The organism is Burkholderiales bacterium (genome assembly GCA_036262035.1).
Lineage (GTDB): Bacteria > Pseudomonadota > Gammaproteobacteria > Burkholderiales > SG8-41 > JAQGMV01.
On the sequence record DATAJS010000010.1, the window covers coordinates 1 to 16,470 of the forward strand.

Annotated in this window: 15 protein-coding genes; 10 read left to right on the forward strand and 5 right to left on the reverse strand. The window is 67.5% G+C overall.

Going from position 1 to position 16,470, the window contains the following annotated elements:
• Window positions 1–1,231, forward strand: a 1,231-nt coding sequence (locus VHP37_07975; protein HEX2826268.1) for a tripartite tricarboxylate transporter permease, incomplete at its 5' end; no start/stop codon positions are given.
• 86 nt (window positions 1,232–1,317) lie between these two features.
• Here the strand turns inward: VHP37_07975 and VHP37_07980 are convergent.
• From VHP37_07980 to purE, 4 genes are all read right to left on the reverse strand, one after another.
• The gene (locus VHP37_07980) at window positions 1,318–2,298 is read right to left on the reverse strand and encodes an L-threonylcarbamoyladenylate synthase (GenBank protein ID HEX2826269.1); all 981 of its coding nucleotides are present in this window, start codon (window positions 2,296–2,298) and stop codon (window positions 1,318–1,320) included.
• Window positions 2,299–2,496: 198 nt separating this feature from the next.
• Window positions 2,497–3,381: a phosphoribosylaminoimidazolesuccinocarboxamide synthase gene (locus VHP37_07985; GenBank protein HEX2826270.1), complete on the reverse strand. Its 885-nt coding sequence runs from the start codon at window positions 3,379–3,381 to the stop codon at window positions 2,497–2,499.
• Between the two features lie 2 nt (window positions 3,382–3,383).
• Window positions 3,384–4,538: a 5-(carboxyamino)imidazole ribonucleotide synthase gene (locus tag VHP37_07990; protein ID HEX2826271.1), complete on the reverse strand. Its 1,155-nt coding sequence runs from the start codon at window positions 4,536–4,538 to the stop codon at window positions 3,384–3,386.
• Window positions 4,535–5,032: a 5-(carboxyamino)imidazole ribonucleotide mutase gene (gene purE, locus VHP37_07995; GenBank protein ID HEX2826272.1), complete on the reverse strand. Its 498-nt coding sequence runs from the start codon at window positions 5,030–5,032 to the stop codon at window positions 4,535–4,537. Before purE ends, VHP37_07990 begins: the two co-directional genes overlap by 4 nt.
• 130 nt (window positions 5,033–5,162) lie before the next feature.
• Between purE and VHP37_08000 the strand changes: the two genes are divergently transcribed.
• From VHP37_08000 to VHP37_08035, 8 genes are all read left to right on the forward strand, one after another.
• Window positions 5,163–6,128: a tripartite tricarboxylate transporter substrate binding protein gene (locus tag VHP37_08000; GenBank protein ID HEX2826273.1), complete on the forward strand. Its 966-nt coding sequence runs from the start codon at window positions 5,163–5,165 to the stop codon at window positions 6,126–6,128.
• A 4-nt stretch (window positions 6,129–6,132) separates the two neighbouring features.
• Window positions 6,133–7,467, forward strand: a complete 1,335-nt coding sequence (locus tag VHP37_08005) for an MmgE/PrpD family protein (GenBank protein HEX2826274.1) — start codon at window positions 6,133–6,135, stop codon at window positions 7,465–7,467.
• Between the two features lie 48 nt (window positions 7,468–7,515).
• Window positions 7,516–8,928, forward strand: coding sequence for an MmgE/PrpD family protein (locus VHP37_08010; protein ID HEX2826275.1), 1,413 nt, complete (start codon window positions 7,516–7,518; stop codon window positions 8,926–8,928).
• A gap of 63 nt (window positions 8,929–8,991) precedes the next feature.
• Window positions 8,992–9,384, forward strand: coding sequence for a VOC family protein (locus VHP37_08015; protein ID HEX2826276.1), 393 nt, complete (start codon window positions 8,992–8,994; stop codon window positions 9,382–9,384).
• A 95-nt stretch (window positions 9,385–9,479) separates the two neighbouring features.
• A complete protein-coding gene (locus VHP37_08020) occupies window positions 9,480–10,001 on the forward strand; it encodes a hypothetical protein (protein ID HEX2826277.1) in 522 nt (173 codons plus the stop codon).
• The gene (locus tag VHP37_08025; GenBank protein ID HEX2826278.1) at window positions 9,998–10,672 is read left to right on the forward strand and encodes a PspA/IM30 family protein; all 675 of its coding nucleotides are present in this window, start codon (window positions 9,998–10,000) and stop codon (window positions 10,670–10,672) included. Before VHP37_08020 ends, VHP37_08025 begins: the two co-directional genes overlap by 4 nt.
• A 19-nt stretch (window positions 10,673–10,691) precedes the next feature.
• Entirely contained in the window at window positions 10,692–11,321 is a 630-nt protein-coding gene (locus tag VHP37_08030) for a YqiJ family protein (GenBank protein HEX2826279.1), read from the forward strand.
• 35 nt (window positions 11,322–11,356) lie between these two features.
• On the forward strand, window positions 11,357–13,003 hold the full coding sequence (locus VHP37_08035) for a flotillin family protein (GenBank protein HEX2826280.1): 1,647 nt from the start codon (window positions 11,357–11,359) through the stop codon (window positions 13,001–13,003).
• Window positions 13,004–13,012: 9 nt separating this feature from the next.
• On the opposite strand, the gene VHP37_08040 is transcribed toward VHP37_08035, so the two are convergent.
• Window positions 13,013–14,980 carry a protein kinase gene (locus VHP37_08040; protein ID HEX2826281.1) on the reverse strand — a complete coding sequence of 656 codons (1,968 nt, stop codon included), beginning with the start codon at window positions 14,978–14,980 and terminating at the stop codon, window positions 13,013–13,015.
• Between the two features lie 157 nt (window positions 14,981–15,137).
• Between VHP37_08040 and VHP37_08045 the strand changes: the two genes are divergently transcribed.
• Window positions 15,138–16,292 carry an acyl-CoA dehydrogenase family protein gene (locus tag VHP37_08045; protein ID HEX2826282.1) on the forward strand — a complete coding sequence of 385 codons (1,155 nt, stop codon included), beginning with the start codon at window positions 15,138–15,140 and terminating at the stop codon, window positions 16,290–16,292.
• The last annotated feature ends 178 nt before the right edge of the window (window positions 16,293–16,470 follow it).

The window sequence follows — 16,470 nt, forward strand, 5'->3', positions numbered from 1 at the left end:
GGCGGTCGTCACGTGTATGGACGGCTATCAGATGGCGCGGCAGGGGAGGGCCGGACCCGCGCTCGGCATTGCGGCCATCGGCTCGTTCTTCGCGGGCTGCGTCTGCACCCTGATCATCGCGCTGTTCGGGCCTCCGATCGCCGAGATGGCGTTGAAGTTCGGCGCGCCCGAATACTTCTCGCTCATGCTGATGGGTCTGGTCACCGCCGCGGTGCTCGCGCACGGCGACATGATCAAGTCGCTCGCGATGGTGTGCCTCGGCCTGCTGCTCGGCGTGGTCGGCACCGACGTGAACTCGGGCATGGCGCGCTACAGCTTCGGCATCGCGGAGTTGACCGACGGCATCGGCTTCATCGTGATCGCGGTGGGCGTGTTCGCCGTCGGCGAGATCGTCGCCAACCTCGGCGATCCGGAAGAGCGCCAGATCTTCACCTCCAAGGTGAAGAACCTGTGGCCGACGTGGGCCGACATCAAGCAGTCGTCGGGCGCGATCATCCGCGGCACGGGCATCGGCGCGTTCTTCGGCGTGCTGCCGGGCACCGGTCCCGCGATCGCCTCGTTCTCGTCCTACATGGTCGAGAAGAAGCTCGCGAAGGATCCGTCGCGCTTCGGCAAGGGCGCGATCGAAGGCGTGGCCGGCCCCGAGTCGGCGAACAACGCCGATGCGCAGTGCAAGTTCATCCCGACGCTCACGCTCGGTATCCCGGCGAGCGCGACGATGGCGCTGATGCTCGGCGCGCTGACGATCCAGGGCATCGCGCCCGGACCTCAGGTGATGACGCAGAAACCCGACCTCTTCTGGGGCCTGATCGCCTCGATGTGGATCGGCAACGCGATGCTCGTCATCCTGAACCTGCCGATGATCGGGCTGTGGGTGTCGCTGCTGAAAGTGCCGTATCGCATCCTGTTCCCGTGCATCATGGCGTTCTCGTGCATCGGCATCTTCAGCGTGAACAACAGCTCGTTCGAGATCTACCTCACGGCATTCTTCGGGGTGATCGGGTTCATGTGGATGCGCTTCGAGATGCAGCCGGCGCCGATGCTGCTCGGCTTCGTGCTCGGACCCCTGATGGAGGAGAACCTGCGAAGAGCGCTGCTCATCTCGCGCGGGGATCCATCGGTGTTCTTCACGCGGCCGATCAGTCTCAGCTTCATGATCGCCACCGCGCTGATCGTCATCATCATGGCGCTGCCGGCGATCCGCAGGAAGCGCGACGTCATCACCGACTAGCGTTTCACCGCTCCAGCAAAAAGCCCGCTTCGGCGGGCTTTTTGTTTTTGGGGGGATGGTTTAACCGGAAAGGAGGTTCAAGCCGCCTAAGTGGCGTCTGGCGGTGAGCTGCCCGCCGCCGCCCGCATCAACCGATCCAGCACCGCCGCCCACTCCGCTTCCAGCGGCGGCTGTTCGACCAATATCGCGTTGCAACCGGCAACATCGAGCGCGCGCAGGTTCGCGTAGAGATCGTGCGCGTAGCCCGCCGCGTCGCGCGGCGCGGCGACCCATGTGAGGCCCGACAGCACCGGCTGCAACGCCGAGCGCGCGAGCACCGCGACCTTCTGACCCTGCCGCGCCATGCTCGACGCAAGCTCGAGCACGAGGTCGGCTTCCATGACCATGAGCGGCGTCTGCGGCGCATAGTGCTTGGCAAGCGTTCCCGGCGCGCGCGGCGATGCGGCGCCGGGGGCGGCGAGCGCACGTCCGAGCGTTGCTTCGAGATCCCGCGCGGTGATGTGTCCCGGCCGCAGCAGCGCCGGCGCGTCGCCCGACACGTCGACGATCGTCGATTCGATGCCGACGTCGGTCGCACCGCCGTCGAGCACGCAGTCGATGGTGTTCCCGAACTCGGCTCTCACGTGCTCGGCGGTCGTCGCCGAGACGCGGCCGTAGCGGTTCGCGGAAGGCGCTGCGACGCCGCCGCCGAACGCCTCGAGCAGCGCGCGCGCGACCGGATGCGAGGGCACCCGCAGCGCGACCGTGTCCTGGCCGCCGGTGACGAGATCGTTCACGTGGGGCGCGCGCTTGACGATCAGCGTGAGCGGACCGGGCCAGTAGCGCTCGGCGAGCAGCTGCGCCGTAGATGTGAAAACCTGCGCCCACTGCGACACCTGCTCGACGCGCGCGAGATGAACGATGAGCGGATGATTGCGGGGCCGGCCCTTGGCGGTATAGATCTTCTTCACCGCATCGACGTTGGACGCGTCGCCGCCGAGGCCGTAGACGGTCTCGGTGGGGAAGGCGACGAGGCCGCCGGATTTCAGGACCTTGACTGCTTTTGCTATGTCGGGCGTCAAAGTCAAAGGCGTATTAACCGCAGAGGACGCAGAGGACGCGGAGGAAGATCAAAAGCAAGAATGGTGCGGGCGCGGAATCCAACGTAGGGTGCGCGCGAGCGCACCGGGGTCTCCACGGTGCGTTACGCCGCTCTCGCGGCTAACGCACCCTACGCTTGATTTTGCCTTTCCTCTGCGTCCTCTGCGTCCTCTGCGGTAAGACTTTCAGGTTTTGAGCAACCGCAGAGCTTCTCGATATTTGTCGGAAGTCTGCTTCAAGACATCATCCGGCAACGCCGGGGCCGGGGCTTTCTTGTTCCACGGCTGGGTTTCGAGCCAGTCGCGCACGAACTGCTTGTCGAAGGACGGCGGGCTGATGCCGGTCCTGTATTCCGACGCCGGCCAGAAGCGCGACGAGTCTGGCGTCAGCGCTTCGTCGATCAGCACGAGCCCGCCCTTGTCGTCGGTGCCGAACTCGAACTTGGTGTCCGCGATGATGATCCCGCGCTGCGCGGCGTAATCGGCCGCTTCGGCGTAGAGCCGGATCGACACGTCGCGCACGCGCGCGGCCATGTCCTTGCCGACGAGCGTCTCGACTTCGCCGTACGGAATGTTCTCGTCGTGCTGCCCCGCCGGCGCTTTCGACGCCGGGGTGAAGATCGGCTGCGGCAGCTTCTGCGCCTGCTGCAGGCCCTTGGGAAGATCGATGCCGCAGATCGCGCCGCTGTCCTGGTAGTCCTTCCAGCCCGAGCCGATGATGTAGCCGCGCACCACCGCCTCCACCAGCAGCGGCGTGAGCTTTCTCACCACCATCGAGCGGCCTTCGATCTGCGCGCGCTCTTCGGGCGCAACGACCGTCGCGGGATCGATGCCGGTGAGATGGTTCGGGACGACGTGCGAGAGCTTCTCGAACCAGAAGAGCGAAAGCTCGGTGAGCACGCGCCCCTTGCCGGGTATCGGCGTCGGCAGGATCACGTCGAACGCCGACAGCCGGTCGGTCTGCACGATGAGGAGCTTGTCGTCGCCGACGGCGTAGATGTCGCGCACCTTCCCGCGGTGGAGGAAAGGCAGGCTGTTGAGACTGGACTGGAGCATAGGCGCGTCGCTCATGATCATTCGCGCTCGAGGTTGAAATCGGGAGAGAGTTTTTCGCGGATCGCCCGCGCTTTCGCGAGCGCGTCGTCCGCATCGCGGCCGAGCACGGTGTAATGGCCCATCTTGCGGCCGGCCCGCGCTTCCTGCTTGCCGTAGAGATGGAGCTTCGCTTCGGGTGTGGCGAAAACGTGGTGCCACTGCGGCTGGCCGTGCTGCCACACGTCGCCGAGCAGGTTGACCATCACCACCGGCGCGAGCAGGCGCGTCCCGCCGAGCGGCAGCCCGCACAGCGTGCGCACCTGCTGCTCGAACTGCGAGGTGGCGCATGCGTCGATCGTGTAGTGGCCGCTGTTGTGAGGGCGGGGCGCGATCTCGTTGACCAGCAGCTGGCCGTCTTCGGTGACGAAGAACTCCACGGCCAGCACGCCGGTGTAGCCGAGCTTCGCCGCGACGCCCTGCGCGCACGACTCTGCCTTGCGCGCGATCTCGTCCGGCACTCGCGCCGGCACGATGGACACGTCGAGGATGCCGTTCCGGTGCTCGTTCTCCGCGACCGGAAAGCTCCTGGTCTCGCCGTTCGCGGCGCGCGCGGCGACGACGCTCACTTCGCAGCGTAGCCGAACCTGCTTTTCGAGCACGCACGTCTCTTCGCCGAGGTCGACGAACGCCGCTTTCGCTTCTTCTTTCGAAGCGACTCGCGCCTGGCCCTTGCCGTCGTAGCCGAAGCGCGCGCGCTTGAGTATCCCCGGGAAGAGCGCGGCGTCCGCCTCGTCGCAGTCCCCGGCGTGCTCGATGACCGCATAGGGCGCAACGTCGAAACCGTTCTCCGTGAGAAAACGCTTCTCGCGCGTGCGGTCCTGGGCGACCGCGACGCTGTCGCCGGCGGGCCGCACGATGCAGTGCGACGCGAGCCAGCGCAGGCTGTCCGCGGGCACGTTCTCGAACTCGGTGGTCACCGCCGCGCAGCTGTCGGCGAGCTGCTGCAGCGCTTCGCGATCCTGGTAAGCCGCGCGCAGATGGACGTCCGCGATCGCGCCGGCGGGCGACCGCGAATCGGGATCGAGCACCGCGACGCGATAACCCATCGCATGCGCGGCGAGTGTGAACATGCGTCCGAGCTGCCCGCCGCCGAGCATGCCGAGCATGGCGTCGGGATAGATCATCGAGCTCATCGCTTCTTGTTGCGCGTCGCTTCACCGCGACTCGTAACCGGCAGCTTCATGGCGCGTACGGTACGCACCTGCCTGGCCCGGAACGCGTCCAGCTTCTTCGCGAGCTTCGCGTCGTCGCGCGCGAGCAGCGCGACCGCGAAGAGTCCCGCGTTCGCCGCGCCCGCTTCGCCCACGGCGAACGTCGCGACCGGAACGCCCTTGGGCATCTGCACGATCGACAGCAGCGAGTCGAGCCCTTTGAGATGCCGCGTCGGCACCGGCACGCCGAGCACCGGCACGATCGTCTTCGCCGCGAGCATGCCGGGAAGATGCGCCGACCCGCCCGCGCCGGCGATGATGCACTTCAGGCCGCGGCCTGCCGCGGCCTCGGCATATTCATAGAGCAGGTCCGGCGTGCGATGCGCGGACACGATGCGCGCTTCGAACGGCACGCCGAAGTCTTCGAGTTGCTGTGCCGCGTGCTGCATCACGCTCCAGTCGCTCTGGCTGCCCATCGCGATTCCGACCAACGCTCGTTTCAACGCCTGCCTCCGAAGTGAATCGAGTATTCTAACAGCGGCATCCCTCGCGAGACCCCGTCGAGACAGCGCGTGCTAGACTCGCTGCCCCCGAGGAGAACCCCCCATGCTTACAAAAATCGCGCGAACGGGCGCGCTCATCGCAGTCGCCGCATTCGCCGGCGCGGCCCATGCGCAGACGTATCCCGCAAAACCGGTGCGCATCGTCGTTCCTTTCCCGCCGGGCTCGGGCGCGGACATCACGACTCGCCTCGTCGCGCCGAAAGTCGGTGAAGCGCTGGGCCAGCAGTTCATCGTCGACAATCGCGCCGGTGCGGCAGGCAACATCGGCGCCGAGCTCGTCGCGCGCTCGCCCGCCGACGGCTACACCCTGCTCACCGCGCCCGCGTCGACCGCGATCAGCCAGACGCTGTATCCGAAGATCGCGTTCGATCTCGTCAGGGATTTCGAGCCGGTCGCGCTGATGGCGGGCGTGCCGTTCATGCTCGTGGTGCATCCGTCGCTGCCGGCGAAGAACGTGAAGGATCTCGTCGCGCTCGCGAAAGCGCAGCCGGGCGCGCTCACCTACGGCTCGACGGGCAACGGCAGCTCGCCGCACCTCACGACCGAGATGCTCAAGCTGCAGACCCGCATCGACGTCGTGCATGTTCCTTATAAAGGCACGCCGCCCGCGGTGACCGACCTCCTCGCCGGCAACATCACGTTCATGTTCGCGAACGCGTTGTCGGTGCTGCCGCACGTGAAGACGAACCGGCTGCGCGCGCTTAGCGTTACGAGCGCCAGGCGCAATCCCGGCACGCCGAACCTGCCGACCGTCGCCGAGTCGTACCCCGGCTTCGAGTCGGGCACGTGGTTCTCGCTGCTCGCGCCCGCGGGCACGCCGCGCGACGTCGTCAATCGCGTCAATGCCGCGGTCGTCAAAGCGGTGCAGCTCCCGGAAGTGCGCGAGAAGATCGTCGCCCAGGGCGGCGAGCCGCTGTCCGGCACGCCGCAGCAGGTGGGCGCGTACATCAAGTCCGAAGTGGCGAAGTGGGGCAAGGTCGTCAAGGCCTCCGGCGCCAAGGTGGAATGACACCATGACCGCTACCCGCACGCTGTCCGAGTTCCTCGTCGCCTCGCGCTATGAGGACATCCCCGAATCCGTTCGCCACGAAGCTTCGCGCGCGTTGCTCAACGCCCTGGGCTGCGCCATCGGCAGCGCGCGGCACGAGACGGTCGAGGCGGCGCTCAGCGCGGTGACGCCTTTCGCCGGCGCGCCGCAAGCGTCGATCTTCGGCCGCAGCGAGAAGCTCGACGCGCTCAACGCCGCGCTCGTCAACGGCATCAGCACCCACGTGCTCGACTTCGACGACACCCACCAGCGCGCGGTGCATCCCAGCGCGCCGGTGCTGCCGGCGCTGCTGGCGTATGCCGAATGGAAGAAGACCAGCGGCCGCGATCTCGTTCACGCCTTCGTGCTCGGCGTCGAAGCCGAGATCCGTATCGCGCTGTCGGTCTTTCCCGAGCATTACGACATCGGCTGGCACATCACCGGCACCGCGGGCGTTTTCGGCGCGGCCGCGGCGACCTCCAAGCTCCTGAACCTCGACGTGCGGCGCACGTCGTGGGCGCTCGGCATCGCGGCTACCCAGTCCTCCGGCCTGCGCGAGATGTTCGGCAGCATGTGCAAGAGCCTGCACCCCGGACGCGCGGCGCAGGGCGGCATGACCGCGGCGATGCTCGCGGCGAGCGGCTTCACGAGCTCGGAGCGCGCGATCGAGGCGCCGCGCGGCTTCGGACACGTGACGTCGACCAAATTCGACCCGTCCGTCATCACGACCGGCCTGGGCGCGAGCTACGAGCTCTCGAAGAACATGTACAAGCCCTACGCCTGCGGCCTCGTGGTGCACGCAGCGATCGACGGCTGCATCCAGTTGAAGCGCGAGCACGGCCTCCAGCCCGACCGGATCGAGCGCGTCGAGCTGCTCACCAGCCCGCTGGTCCCGGAGCTGACGGGCAGGCAGACGCCGAAGGACGGGCTGGAAGGCAAGTTCAGCGTGTATCACGCCTGCGCGGTCGCGCTGGTGCACGGCGCGGCAGGCGAAGCGCAGTTCGCGGACGCGGTCGTGCGCGACCCCGACGTCATCGCAGTACGCGACCGCATTGCGGTCACGGCCAGCCCGTCGGTGCGTAAGCTGGAGGCACGTGTTACTATCCGCCTCCGCGACGGAACGGTGCTCGAGAAGCATGTCGAGCACGCGCTGGGCACGGTCGAGCGGCCGATGAGCGACCGCGACCTCGAAGAAAAACTCTCGGATCTGACCGACGGCGTGCTTCCGAAGGCCGCGGCGGCCCGCGTGATCGACCTCTGCTGGCGCATCGACACGCTCGACGACGCCGGCGAGCTCGCCCGGGCGACCGTCCCGCAGTAACTCGTCGACCGCCGGCGGTCCCGCCCGGACGGGCCGACTGGACTACGAATGAAGAACGACGCCACCGCACTGAAGCCCGGCAAGACCGAGATCTCCCCGGTCATGCACGAGCTCGCCACCTACATCTCCAAGGCGCGCAAGGCGCCCCTGCCCAAGCCGATCGTCGAGAAGACCAAGCACCACGTGCTCGACACGATCGCCGCCATGGTCTCGGGCTCCAAGCTCCTCCCCGGCGAGAGCGCGATCTCCTACATCAAGACGCGCGGCGGGGTCGCCGAAGCGACCGTGATCGGCTCGCGCATCGTCACCAGCGCGGAGAACGCCGCGCTCGCCAACGGCATGCTCGCGCACGCCGACGAGACCGACGACTCGCACGCGCCTTCGCTCACGCATCCCGGCTGCGGCATCGTGCCCGCGGCGCTCGCGATGGCGGAGCGCGAGCAGGCGAGCGGCAACGCCTTCCTGCGCTCGGTCGCGCTGGGCTACGACGTCGGCTGCCGCATGACGATGGCGCTCAACGCCTACGACTTCCGCGAGGCCGGCCACTCCACGCACAGCTTCGGCCCGATGTTCGGCGCGGCGGTCGCGGCGGGATGCATCGCGAACCTGAAGTACGAACAGGTTCGCCACCTTCTGTCGTATACCGCGCAGCAGGCGTCGGGCGTCTCGTGCTGGATGCGCGACGCCGAGCACATCGAGAAGGCGTTCGATTTCGGCGGCATGCCCGCGCGCAACGGCGTGGCGGCCGCGACGATGGTCGCGCACGGCTTCACCGGCGTCGAAGACGTCTTCTCGGGCGAGCGCAATTTCTTCGTCGCGTACGACGAGAGCAAGCGCACCGGCAAGCCGGTGCGTCCCGAGCTGCTCATCCAGGGCCTGGGCGAGCAGTTCGAGGTGATGAACACCAACATCAAGCGCTGGTCGGTCGGTTCGCCCATCCAGGCGCCGCTCGACGGGCTGCTCGATCTCATCCGCGCGAACAGCGTGCGCGCCGACGACGTGAAGAAGCTCGTGGTGCGCGTCGCGCATCAGGGCGCGAACACCGTCAACAACCGCGACATGCCGGACATCTGCCTGCAGCACATGTGCGCGGTGATGCTGATCGACGGCATCGTCACGTTCGAGTCGGCGCACGACGAGAAGCGCATGAAGGACCGCAAGGTCCAGGAGCTGCGCAGCAAGATCGAGCTCTACGGCGACGACGCGCTCACCAAGGCGATGCCGTCGCGGCAGGGCATCGTGGAATTGACGCTGAAGAACAACAAGACCTTGAAGTGCCACGTCAAGGCGGTGCGCGGCACTTCGGACAACCCGATGACGCGCGCCGAAGTCGACGAGAAAGCGTTCCACTTGCTCAAGCCCATCCTCGGGCAAAAGCGCGCGCGGCTCCTCTGCGACACCGTCTGGACGCTCGAAGACGTCTCGAGCATGCGCAACCTCCGCCCGCTGCTGCGCGCTTAATCCGACTCCGAGTCAGATTTCGCGCCCATAATCTGACCCGGAGTCAGATTGTGGGGGGCTGCGATGCTGCTCAACTTGAGCCAGATCGGCCAGATCGCTCTGCCGGTGACCGACGTCGACCGCGCCGAAGCGTTCTACGAAAAAGTGGTCGGCCTGCGCAAGCTCTATCGCTACGGCGACCTCGCGTTTTTCGACTGCGCCGGCGTGCGCCTCCTGTTGGAGAAGGTGCGCGATCCGTCCGATTTCCGGCGGCAGGGCACGATCTACTTCCGCTGCGCCGATATCGCGCTCGCCGTGGCGGAGCTGGCCCGGCGCGGGCTGACCTTCTCTTCCTCGCCCCACCTGATCGCGAAGATGGACGATCACGATTTCTGGATGGCCTTCTTCGAGGACCCCGACGGCCATACCCTGGCGCTGATGCAGGAAGCGCCGAAGGGTTACACCCCCGAAATCTGACTCTGACCCGGATTTTTTGCTTTTGCCCGTTGACATCGCCCACGCGTTGGCGTTAACGTTTGCAAACGTATGCAAATGAAAACACAGGTGCTGCGATGAGCGCACAGATGCAGACGCTCTCGGCGCGGGTTCCCGCCGACGATTTCGCCTGGCTCGCGGGGCTCGAGGTGCCGGGCGCCTACACCCCCAGCGACAAGCTGCGCGCGCTGATCGCGCAGATGCGCCGGCAGCACGAGGGCACGCTCGATTACACCGCGTGCGTCGCGTGGCTGCGCGAGCTGGTCGCGCCGCTGGTCGCCGAAATCCGCGGGGTCGAGCACCGCCACCAGATCCACTCGGCCGCGCTGACCGCGATCATCGAGTGGACGCCCCAGGTCATGGCGACCCTGCTCGCCGGCCGCGACCGGGGCGGCGACGATGGCGAGTCGGTCGCGGCGCTCGAAAGGGCGCTGGTGCAGCAATGTTTTCAACTGCTTAGCGCGCTCCTGCGCCTCGGAATCACGCCGACGGCCGAGTGTTACACTGCGGACGTCATCGAAAAACACCTGCCGCGCGTGCTCGAGCTGACCCAGCTCATCTCGGCGAACCGCGCACCCAACAAGGAGGCTCAGAGATGACGGACTCGATTGCGACCCGCGTCACCCGGATCGTCAGCGGCAGCGTGCACGCCGTGCTCGACGCGGTGGAGAACGCAGCGCCGGAAGCGATGATGAGCCAGGCGGTGAGGGAGGTCGACCAGGTGACCGACGAGGTCCGCGCCGAGCTCGGCAAGGTCGAGGCGGCCAAGCACCTCGTCTCGGCGCAGATCAACAAACTCAACACCGAGAACGAGCAGATCGCCACCCAGATCGAGACCGCGCTCGCCCAGGGGCGCGACGACCTCGCCCGCGCCGGGGTCGAGAAGCAGATCAACATCGAAGACCAGATGCCGGTCCTGCAGAAATCGCTCGCCGAGCAGCAGGAGCGCGGCAAGGAGCTCGAAGGCTATATCACCGCGCTCGTCGCCAAGAAGCGCGAGATGGAGCAGACGCTGCGCGAGTTCCTCGCGTCGCGCGCCGCGGCGGCGACCGCGCCGCAGTCCGGAGGCGGCGCCCGAGGCTCGGCCCAAGGCCGGGTGGACAACGCCGGCGCCGCATTCGACCGGGTGCTCGCGAAGCAGGCCGGCGTCACGGGCCTGTCGGGCGAGACGACCGCCAACGCCGCCCAGGTGAAAGAGCTGCAGGAGCTGCACCGCACGCACCGCATCGAGGAAAAGCTGGCGCAGCTCAAGGCGCGGCAGGGTAAGTAGTCCGGAGGCGAGGAAAGCGATGAGCGTGTTCCTCGCACCCGAATCCTGGCCCTTCCTGGCCGCCACGCTGGTCCTGCTGGCGCTCACGCTGGTCGAAGGGCTGGCGCTGCTCGTCGGTTTCAGCGCCTCGCAGTGGGTCGACAGCTTCCTGCCCGACTCGGTACACGCCGACGCCCCCGACAGCGTGCTCGGCTGGCTGCACGTCGGCAAGGTGCCGCTCCTCGTGCTGCTGATCGTGTTTCTGGCGTCGTTCGCGGTGATCGGCTTCGCGCTCAACATCGTCGCCTCGGGCGTGTTCGGCCTGCGCCTGCCGGCGCTTCTCTCAGGCCCGATCGCGCTCATCGCCGCCCTGCCGGTCGTCCGCGGCGTCGGCGCCGCCGTCGCCCACATCATTCCGCGCGACCAGAGCTACGCGGTGTCGCTCGACACGCTGGTCGGCAGGGTCGCCGCCGTGGTGGCCGGCACCGCGCGCCAGGGTTATCCCGCGCAGGCCAGGGTCATGACCGAGCACGGCCAGACCGTGTACGTGATGGTCGAGCCCGATACGTCCGAGACCACGTTTCCCCCCAACGAATCGGTGCTGCTCGTGCGCCGCGTGTCGGGCACCCGCTTCGTCGCGATAAAAAACCCGCGTCCCGATCTGCTCTGACGCTCCCGTCGGAGCCCCTGAGGAGATAGACAACGATGAGCAGCCTCTTCGACACCGTCCTACTCGCCGGCATCGTCCTCGTCGCGCTGTTCGCGATCGGGCTGGTGTTCTCGCGGCTGTATCAGCGCGCGTCGAAAGAGCGGTCTTTCGTGCGCACCGGCCTGGGCGGCCAGAAAGTGGTCATGGACGGCGGCGCGGTCCAGCTCCCGGTGTTCCACGGCGTGATCTGGGTGAACATGAACACGCTGAAGCTCGAGGTGCACCGCGCGGGCAAGGACAGCCTGTTCACCAAAGACCGCATGCGCGCCGACGTGATCGCGGCGTTCTTCGTGCGCGTCATCCCGACGATCGAAGGCATCGCCAACGCCGCGCAGACGCTCGGCCAGCGCACCCTCGATCCCGAAGCGCTGAAAGAGCTCGTCGAGGACAAGTTCGTCGATGCGCTGCGCGCGGCGTCGGTGTCGATGACGATGCAGGAGCTGCTCGACAAGCGCCAGGACTTCATCCAGGCGGTGCAGAACGCAGTCGCCGAGGATCTCATGAAGAACGGCCTGGAGCTCGAGAGCGTGTCGCTCACCAAGTTCGACCAGACGCCGAAAGAGTTCTTCAACGCCGACAACGCGTTCGACGCCGAAGGCCTGACGCGCCTCACGCAGGAGACCCAGAAGCGCGCCAAGGAGCGCAACGAGATCGAGCAGAACACCCAGGTCGCGATCGCGCAGAAGAACTACGAAGCGACGCAGGTGAGGCTCGACATCGACAAGAACCAGCGCTTCGCCACGCTCTCGCAGCAGCAGGAAGTCTCGGTGCGCGAGGCCGAGCAGGCGGCGCAGGTGGCGTCGATCCAGGCGCAGCGCAAGCGCGAATCGGAACAGGCGCGCATCGACGCCGAGCGCCTCGTCAAGGAAGCCGAGGTCGCGCGCGAGTTCGCGGTACGGCAGAAGCAGATCGAAGCCGACCGCTCGGTGAAGATCGCCGAGATCGAGCAGCAGCGCGCGACCCAGATCGCCAACCAGGAGAAAGCGATCTCGATCGCCAAGAAGTCCGAAGAGCAGTCGCAGGCCGAAGCGCGCGCGAACGAAGCGCGCTCCGAAACGGTGAAAGCCGAGCAGCTCGTCATCACCGCGGCGGCGGTCGCCGAGGCCAATCGCGAGCGCGAGGTCGAGCTGGTCGAAGCGCAGAAGCAGGCGCAGAAACAGGCGATCGGCATCCGGGTCTCGGCCGAAGCCGAGAAGGACGCCGCGGAGAACCACGCGCAGGCGATCAAGATCCGCGCCGAGGCGAACCTGCGCAACTACCAGGTCGAAGCCGAAGGCAAGGCGATCCTCAACGACGCGATCAACAAGCTCTCCGCCGAGCAGATCGGCATGCAGGTCAAGCTCGCGCTGATCGAAGCGCTGCCCAGGATCATCGAGCAGTCGGTGCGGCCGATGGAGAAGATCGACGGGATCAAGATCGTGCAGGTCGACGGGCTCAACAAGGGCTCGACCAACGGCTCGAACGTGCCGCTCGCGCCGGGCGGCGGCAGCCTCGCGGAGCAGGCGGTCAACGCCGCGCTCGCCTACCGCGCGCAGCAGCCGCTGGTCGATGCGCTGCTGCAGGAGATCGGGCTCAAGGGGAATACGCTGTCGGGGCTGACGTTGGGCGTGCAGCCCACCGACAAGGACGTCGACAAGAGCTGACGCCCGGGATTAGCGGGAAAGCTCCAGCGGGCTGCCGCTGGTCGTCTGGCCGACGAGCTTCGTGCCCTGGATCGCCACCCGGAATCCGAACGAGCAGTCTCCATAGCGCCCCCCGCTGTGGGTCGAGCGCATGCGCAGCGAATCGTTGAGCACGGTGCCGGTCATCCGGTAATCGCCTTCGCAGCGGCCGGTGCCGTAATTGGCGGTCGCGCTCACCGAACCGTTGTCGACCGCCAGGATCTGCAGCGTGATCGGCACCGGGCTGCCGTCCGCCACCAGGCGGCCGCTGTAGCGCCCGGTCAGCGCGGGCGCCGCGGGATGCGGCGCGGGCGCCGGCTTCGCCTCCACGCGCGCGACCTCGACCGCAGGCTTGGGCGCCTCGGCTTTCGGCGCAGGCGCGGGCGCCGGGACGGGCGGCGGCTCGACACGCGCGACCTGCTGAGGCGGAGGCTTGGGCGCCGGCGGCGCTTCCACGGTCTCTTCGGCCCGCGCGGCCGGACGCGGCGGCGCCGGCGCGACCGGGGCCGGCTTCGCCTCGGCCACTGCCGACGGCTTCGCCGGCTCGGGCGCTTTCGCCTTGGCGGTATCGACGCGCGGCGGCGGCGTCACCGGGCTTTTCGGTTCGACGCGGGCGACCTCGACGGCCGGTTTAGTCGGCTCCGCCTTGGGCGCGGGCGGCGGCTCCGGCGCCTTCGGCGCGGCGGCGACGGTCGGCGCGGCCTGCTGCGGCGGATTTTCGGGCTGCTTCGGCGGACTTTCCTCCACGGCTGACACCCGAGCTTTCGCCTCGGTGGCCGGCGGCTCGGCCAGGCGGCTCGACGCCCACCACACCGCCGCGATCGCCGCGGGCGCCGCGAACGCGATCGCGGTGATGGCGGCGCGCAGCGGCGATGCCGATGACGCGACCGGCTTGCGCGGCTTGGCCGGAGCGGGGCGCGCCTCGTCCCGGCCGGTGACGGGCGGTGGATTCGCATCGTCCCCGCGGGACGCTTCCGCGGGCGCCGCGAGCGGCTGGATGGCCAGCACCGGCGCGTAAGCGCCCGTGTCGCTCGCGAGCAGCATCGAGCGCAATTGCGCGACGCTCTGCGGGCGGTCCTGCGGACGCACCGACAGCGCCGCATCGATGGTCGTCAGGAAGCCGTCGCTGTACACCCCGCGCAGCCGTTGCGCGAGCGGCACGAGCTGGTCGCTCATCGCGCGCGCGATCGACGCGGGAGGCGCCTGGCGCGTGAGCGCGAAATGCACCACGCCGGCCAGTGCATAGATGTCGGTCCACGCACCCTGCTTCAGGTTCGGGTCTTCGCCGTACTGCTCGATCGGCGCGTACCCGGGCTTGAGGATGACGGTCAGCGTGCGCGTGATGTCGCCGATCACGCGCCGCGCCGCGCCGAAGTCGAGCAGGATCGGGGTGTCGTTCTGCAGCAGGATGTTGTCGGGCGCGATGTCGCGGTGATAGCACTCGTAGGCGTGGATGACTTCGAGCCCGTCGAGGAGCTGGTAGAGCATGTGGCGCAGCCACCGCTCGTCGGGCGGTCCGTCCAGGCCGCGCAGCACCGCCTTGAGCGTCTGGCCTTCGTAGAACGGCATCGCCATGTACGCCGTGCCGTTCGCCTGGAAGAAGCGATAGACCTTCAGCAGCGACGGGTGATCGAAGCGCGCGAGGAGCTTCGCCTCGTTGATGAAGCTGCGCAGGGCGGCGTCGAACGTGTCGGCGTAGCGCTGCGACCTCACGCGGACGCTGGCGGTGCCGGCGACGCGCTCGGCGAGCTGCGACGGCATGTATTCCTTGAGCGCGATGGTGCGGTCGAGCGATTCGTCGTACGCGAGGTAGACGATGCCGAAACCGCCTTCGCCGATGAGTCTCTCGATGCGGAACTCGGCGATTTTCGCGCCGGGAGGCAGCACGTTTTCGCCGGCGTCTGTCAATCCGGAGGAGGCGATGGTGAGGTCGTGTTCGTCGCTGCGGTCGGTGCTCATGGGACGGCTCCGCGTCCGCAGTGTAAAACAATTCCGGCGTACGCTCTGTCGGATCCGCCCTTGACGTCCCGGCCGGCGCCCGGCGCCCGGCGCTCGCCGCGAGGTCGCGGCGGGTACGCGGTAGAATCGGGTGCTCCCCCTCCGCACTTCAGCCCCCATGAATTTCCAGCTCACGTCCGATCAGGAAACGTTTCGCGACGCCGTACGCGGCTTCGCCGAGCGTCACCTGCGCGAAGGCGCGCTCGCTCGCGCTCACCAGTCCGAACATCCCTGGGATGTCGCCAGGCTCATGGCCGAACAGGGCCTGCTCGGCATCACCATCGCCGAAAAAGACGGCGGCCAGGGCGGCACGCTCATGGACGCGGTGATCGCGATCGAGACCGTCGCGCAGGTGTGCCCGCGCAGCGCGGACGTGGTGCAGGCCGGCAACTTCGGCGCGATACGTGTACTGGCCGAATACGGCACCGACGACCAGAAGAAGCGCTATCTGAAGCGCCTGCTGTCCGGAGAAGGCGTGATCTGCGTCGGCATGACCGAGCCCGAAGCGGGCTCGGCGGTGACCGACCTCAAGACGACCGCGGTCCCCGACGGCGAAGGCTTTCGCGTCACCGGCGAGAAAGTGTTCACCACGCACGCGCCGTACGCCGACGTGATGGTCGTTTACGTGCGCTACGGCCCCGGTGTCGGCGGCATCGGCTCGGTACTGATCCCGATCAAGGCCGACGGGGTGAAGCAGGGCAAGCCTTCGTACTTCATGAACGGCGAAGAGTGGGTGACGACGTGGTTCGACAACGTCTACGTCCCGCCCGAGAACGTGCTCTTGCGCGAAGGCGGCTTCAAGAAGCAGATCGCGGGCTTCAACGTCGAGCGCATCGGCAACACCGCGCGCTCGCTCGCGCTCGGCCGCTATTGCTACGAGACCGCGCGCCAGTGGGCGCTGCAACGCAAGCAGTTCGGGCGCCCCCTCGCGGAGTTCCAGGGACTGCAGTGGAAGTTCGCGGACATGAAGGTGAAGCTGGAAGCCGGCCAGCTCCTGCTCTACCGCGCCGCCTTGAATGCCGACCGCGGCATGCCGTCGGCGGAAGACACCGCGATCGCCAAGCTCTTCTGCAACCAGGCCGGCTTCGAGATCGCGAACGAAGCGATGCAGGTGATGGGCGGCATGGGCTACACCCAGGACACGCTCGTCGAGTGGTGCTTCCGCAAGTGCCGCGGCTGGATGATCGCCGGCGGCTCGCTGGAGATCCTCAGGCAGCGCATCGCCGAATCGGTGTTCGAGCGGTCGTTCAACCAGCGGCCGCCGAAGGTTTGATTATTTGACCGCCAAGGACGCAAAGGACGCAAAGGAAAATCAAATTCGTCATTCCGGACCGCGCGGCAGCGCGATGTGATGCGGAATCCATTTTGACGTTCAACGCTTTCAAAATGGATTCCCGCCTTCGCGGGAATGACGGTCCGGTGGGCTTGCTGCCACGTCAAACGCGTTTCCT